Here is a 5,482-nt window from a genome sequence, read left to right on the forward strand (position 1 = left end):
GCGCCTGCTCCTTGAGAACTCAACAGCGTGCCGATTGTCAGTGCCAATTGTTTTACCTCGTTCATGGCCTGGCTGGTTGTTCTTCCTGCTCTGGTTTTCCGGGGTGTGGGGGATGGCTGGTGATGGTTGTGAGAGATTCCTTTGAACACGGCGTCACTTTATGTGGTGTCGATGTTGGGGTCTGCCGGGTTTCCCGGCGCTCTTAATCATTGATGGAGAGTTTGATCCTGGCTCAGGACGAACGCTGGCGGCGTGCTTAACACATGCAAGTCGAGCGAGGGGCTTCGGCTCCTAGCGGCGAACGGGTGAGTAACACGTGGGCAACCTGCCTCGAGCTCTGGAATAACCTCGGGAAACCGGGGCTAATGCCGGATATGACGCTACCGGGCATCTGGTGGTGTGGAAAGATTTATCGGCTCGAGATGGGCCCGCGGCCTATCAGCTTGTTGGTGGGGTGATGGCCTACCAAGGCGACGACGGGTAGCCGGCCTGAGAGGGCGACCGGCCACACTGGGACTGAGACACGGCCCAGACTCCTACGGGAGGCAGCAGTGGGGAATATTGCGCAATGGGCGGAAGCCTGACGCAGCGACGCCGCGTGGGGGATGACGGCCTTCGGGTTGTAAACCTCTTTCAGCAGGGACGAAGCGCAAGTGACGGTACCTGCAGAAGAAGCACCGGCCAACTACGTGCCAGCAGCCGCGGTAATACGTAGGGTGCAAGCGTTGTCCGGAATTATTGGGCGTAAAGAGCTCGTAGGCGGCCTGTCGCGTCGGCTGTGAAAACCCGGGGCTCAACCCCGGGCCTGCAGTCGATACGGGCAGGCTAGAGTCCGGCAGGGGAGACTGGAATTCCTGGTGTAGCGGTGAAATGCGCAGATATCAGGAGGAACACCGGTGGCGAAGGCGGGTCTCTGGGCCGGAACTGACGCTAAGGAGCGAAAGCGTGGGGAGCGAACAGGATTAGATACCCTGGTAGTCCACGCCGTAAACGTTGGGCGCTAGGTGTGGGGGACCTTCCACGGCCTCCGTGCCGCAGCTAACGCATTAAGCGCCCCGCCTGGGGAGTACGGCCGCAAGGCTAAAACTCAAAGGAATTGACGGGGGCCCGCACAAGCGGCGGAGCATGTGGCTTAATTCGATGCAACGCGAAGAACCTTACCAGGGCTTGACATGCAGGGAAATCTCGTAGAGATACGGGGTCCGTAAGGGTCCTGCACAGGTGGTGCATGGCTGTCGTCAGCTCGTGTCGTGAGATGTTGGGTTAAGTCCCGCAACGAGCGCAACCCTCGTCCTATGTTGCCAGCGAGTTATGTCGGGGACTCATAGGAGACTGCCGGGGTCAACTCGGAGGAAGGTGGGGATGACGTCAAGTCATCATGCCCCTTACGTCCTGGGCTGCACACATGCTACAATGGCCGGTACAAAGGGCTGCGATACCGCGAGGTGGAGCGAATCCCAAAAAGCCGGTCTCAGTTCGGATCGGGGTCTGCAACTCGACCCCGTGAAGTCGGAGTCGCTAGTAATCGCAGATCAGCAATGCTGCGGTGAATACGTTCCCGGGCCTTGTACACACCGCCCGTCACGTCACGAAAGTCGGTAACACCCGAAGCCGGTGGCCTAACCCTTGTGGGGGGAGCCGTCGAAGGTGGGACCGGCGATTGGGACGAAGTCGTAACAAGGTAGCCGTACCGGAAGGTGCGGCTGGATCACCTCCTTTCTAAGGAGCGTCTGGCTGGTCTGTCCTGTTGGGGATGGGCTGGTTCAGGGCCAGGGCCGGATGTGCATGCCGGTCTGGTTGCTCATGGGTGGAACGCTGACGATAGGGCTGCTGGTTGTCTGCTGGGTGTCTAGTACTCCGTGGTTGTCTCCTTCGGGGGGTGGCTGTGGGTGGAACGGGCTTGGTGGGGGCTGGTGGTTCGTGGCACGCTGTTGGGTCCTGAGGGAGTATGGCTTCCTCGTCTGGTGTGACCCCTTCTGCATGATCCTCCTGGTGGGGGTTGTGGTGGTGGGGGTCTGCTGGTGAGCGGACCGGTCGTGGTAGGGGACTGCCCCCCGTGTGGGGGTGGGTTCTACCGTGTCGGCTGGGGCCGTCCGTACGTTGAGAACTGCACAGTGGACGCGAGCATCTTTGTGGCCAAGTTATTAAGGGCGCACGGTGGATGTCTTGGCACCAGGAGCCGATGAAGGACGTGGGAGGCTGCGATATGCCTCGGGGAGCTGTCAACCGAGCTGTGATCCGAGGATTTCCGAATGGGGAAACCCGGCAGGGCTTTAAATCCTGTCACCCTTGCCTGAACACATAGGGCATGTGGAGGGAACGCGGGGAAGTGAAACATCTCATTACCCGCAGGAAGAGAAAACAACCGTGATTCCGCGAGTAGTGGTGAGCGAAAGCGGATCAGGCTAAACCATGGTCGTGTGATAGCCGGCAGGCGTTGCGATGGTGGGGTTGTGGGATCGTCCGGACGGGACTGCCGTTCCGTCAGGGAGTCAGAAAGAACGCTGTTAGGCGAAGGTCATGCGAATGGACCGCCATAGAGGGTAATAGCCCTGTAGCTGAAAACAGTGTTCCTCCCGGACGTATTCCCAAGTAGCACGGAGCCCGTGAAATTCCGTGTGAATCTGGCGGGACCACCCGCTAAGCCTAAATACTCCCTGGTGACCGATAGCGGACTAGTACCGTGAGGGAAAGATGAAAAGTACCCCGGGAGGGGAGTGAAATAGTACCTGAAACCGTGTGCCTACAATCCGTGGGAGCTGGACTTCGGTCTGGTGACCGCGTGCCTTTTGAAGAATGAGCCTGCGAGTTTGCGATGTGTGGCGAGGTTAACCCGTTGTGGGGTAGCCGTAGCGAAAGCGAGTCCGAATAGGGCGTTTGAGTCGCATGTCCAAGACCCGAAGCCGAGTGATCTATCCATGGCCAGGTTGAAGCGCGGGTAAGACCGTGTGGAGGACCGAACCCACCAGGGTTGAAAACCTGGGGGATGAGCTGTGGATAGGGGTGAAAGGCCAATCAAACTCGGTGATAGCTGGTTCTCCCCGAAATGCATTTAGGTGCAGCGTCGCATGTTTCTTGCCGGAGGTAGAGCACTGGATGGCCTAGGGGGCCCACAAGCTTACTGAAGTCAGCCAAACTCCGAATGCCGGTAAGTGAAGTGCGGCAGTGAGACTGCGGGGGATAAGCTTCGTAGTCGAGAGGGAAACAGCCCAGATCGCCAGCTAAGGCCCCTAAGCGTGCGCTAAGTGGAAAAGGATGTGGAGTCGCATAGACAACCAGGAGGTTGGCTTAGAAGCAGCCACCCTTGAAAGAGTGCGTAATAGCTCACTGGTCAAGTGATTCCGCGCCGACAATGTAGCGGGGCTCAAGCGCACCGCCGAAGCTGCGGCATACGCATGTTAGCCAGGCATCCTTGTGGTGTCCAGGTGTGTGTATGGGTAGGGGAGCGTCGTGTGGCGTGTGAAGCGGCGGGGTGACCCAGCCGTGGATGCCATACGAGTGAGAATGCAGGCATGAGTAGCGAATGACGGGTGAGAAACCCGTCCGCCGAATGACCAAGGGTTCCTGGGGCAGGCTAATCCGCCCAGGGTGAGTCGGGACCTAAGGCGAGGCCGACAGGCGTAGTCGATGGACAACGGGTTGATATTCCCGTACCGGCGCTGACGCGCCCATGCTGAACCTGGTTGTGCTAACCATCTGATCGGATGTGTCTTTTCGGAGATGTGTCTGGGAGGGTGGGATCCCGGCTGGTATTAGGCAAGCGATGGGGTGACGCAGGAGGGTAGTCCAACCCAGGCGGTGGTTGTCCTGGGGCAAGGGTGTAGGACGGAGCGTAGGTAAATCCGCGTTTCCATGTGTCTGAGACCTGATGCCGAGCCGATTGTGGCGAAGTGGATGATCCCATGCTGCCGAGAAAAGCCTCTAGTGAGTGTCAGGGCCGCCCGTACCCTAAACCGACACAGGTGGTCAGGTAGAGAATACCAAGGCGTTCGAGTGAACTGTGGTTAAGGAACTCGGCAAAATGCCCCCGTAACTTCGGGAGAAGGGGGGCCGTTCTCCGTGTAGGGACTTGCTTCCGTAGCGGGGAGTGGCCGCAGAGACCAGGGGAAAGCGACTGTTTACTAAAAACATAGCTCCGTGCTAAGTCGTAAGACGATGTATACGGAGTGACGCCTGCCCGGTGCTGGAACGTTAAGGGGACGGGTTAGCTCTTTGGGGCGAAGCTCAGAACTTAAGCGCCAGTAAACGGCGGTGGTAACTATAACCATCCTAAGGTAGCGAAATTCCTTGTCGGGTAAGTTCCGACCTGCACGAATGGCGTAACGACTTTCCCACTGTCTCAACCACAGACTCGGCGAAATTGCATTACGAGTAAAGATGCTCGTTACGCGCGGCAGGACGGAAAGACCCCGGGACCTTTACTATAGCTTGATATTGGTGTTCGGTTCGGCTTGTGTAGGATAGGTGGGAGACTGTGAAGCTGGGACGCCAGTTCTGGTGGAGTCACTGTTGAAATACCACTCTGGTCGTACTGGATGTCTAACCTCGGTCCGTGATCCGGATCAGGGACAGTGTCTGGTGGGTAGTTTAACTGGGGCGGTTGCCTCCTAAAGAGTAACGGAGGCGCCCAAAGGTTCCCTCAGCCTGGTTGGCAATCAGGTGTCGAGTGCAAGTGCACAAGGGAGCTTGACTGTGAGACAGACATGTCGAGCAGGTGCGAAAGCAGGGACTAGTGATCCGGCGGTGGCTTGTGGAAGCGCCGTCGCTCAACGGATAAAAGGTACCCCGGGGATAACAGGCTGATCTTGCCCAAGAGTCCATATCGACGGCAAGGTTTGGCACCTCGATGTCGGCTCGTCGCATCCTGGGGCTGGAGTAGGTCCCAAGGGTTGGGCTGTTCGCCCATTAAAGCGGTACGCGAGCTGGGTTTAGAACGTCGTGAGACAGTTCGGTCCCTATCCGCCGCGCGCGCAGGAGACTTGAGAAGGGCTGTCCCTAGTACGAGAGGACCGGGACGGACGAACCTCTGGTGTGCCAGTTGTTCTGCCAAGAGCATGGCTGGTTGGCTACGTTCGGAAGGGATAACCGCTGAAAGCATCTAAGCGGGAAGCCTGCTTCGAGATGAGGTCTCCCACAGGGTAGCCTGGTAAGGCCCCCGACTAGATGATCGGGTTGATAGGCCGGAGGTGGAAGTGCGGTGACGCATGGAGCTGACCGGTACTAATAGGCCGAGGGCTTGTCTTCGAAGATGCTACGCGTCCACTGTGCGGTTCCCAGCTGTATGGCCGGTTGGGTGCTGGTTGTATAGTTGAATAGTGTTTCGGTGGTTTTGGCGAAGAGGAAACGCCCGGTCTCATTCCGAACCCGGAAGCTAAGCTCTTCAGCGCCGATGGTACTGCATGGGGGACTGTGTGGGAGAGTAGGACGCCGCCGGACTTATACAAAGTGTGGGGTTGCCTTTTTAAGGCAACCCCACACTTGT

The 5,482-nt window shown here is 58.2% G+C and carries 3 rRNA genes; all 3 read left to right on the top strand.

The features are described from left to right. Nucleotides 1-209: 209 nt before the first annotated feature. The 3 genes from NBZ85_RS26990 (at nucleotide 210) to rrf (ending at nucleotide 5,436) form a co-directional block, all read left to right on the top strand. Nucleotides 210-1,719, top strand: a 16S ribosomal RNA gene (locus tag NBZ85_RS26990). 415 nt (nucleotides 1,720-2,134) lie between these two features. Continuing rightward, a 23S ribosomal RNA gene (locus tag NBZ85_RS26995) occupies nucleotides 2,135-5,244 on the top strand. Between the two features lie 75 nt (nucleotides 5,245-5,319). Further along, nucleotides 5,320-5,436 (top strand): 5S ribosomal RNA (gene rrf / locus NBZ85_RS27000). Together the 16S, 23S and 5S rRNA genes form the textbook arrangement of a ribosomal RNA operon. The last annotated feature ends 46 nt before the right edge of the window (nucleotides 5,437-5,482 follow it).

The organism is Frankia tisae, from assembly GCF_025403405.1.
In the GTDB taxonomy this organism is placed as follows: domain Bacteria; phylum Actinomycetota; class Actinomycetes; order Frankiales; family Frankiaceae; genus Frankia; species Frankia tisai.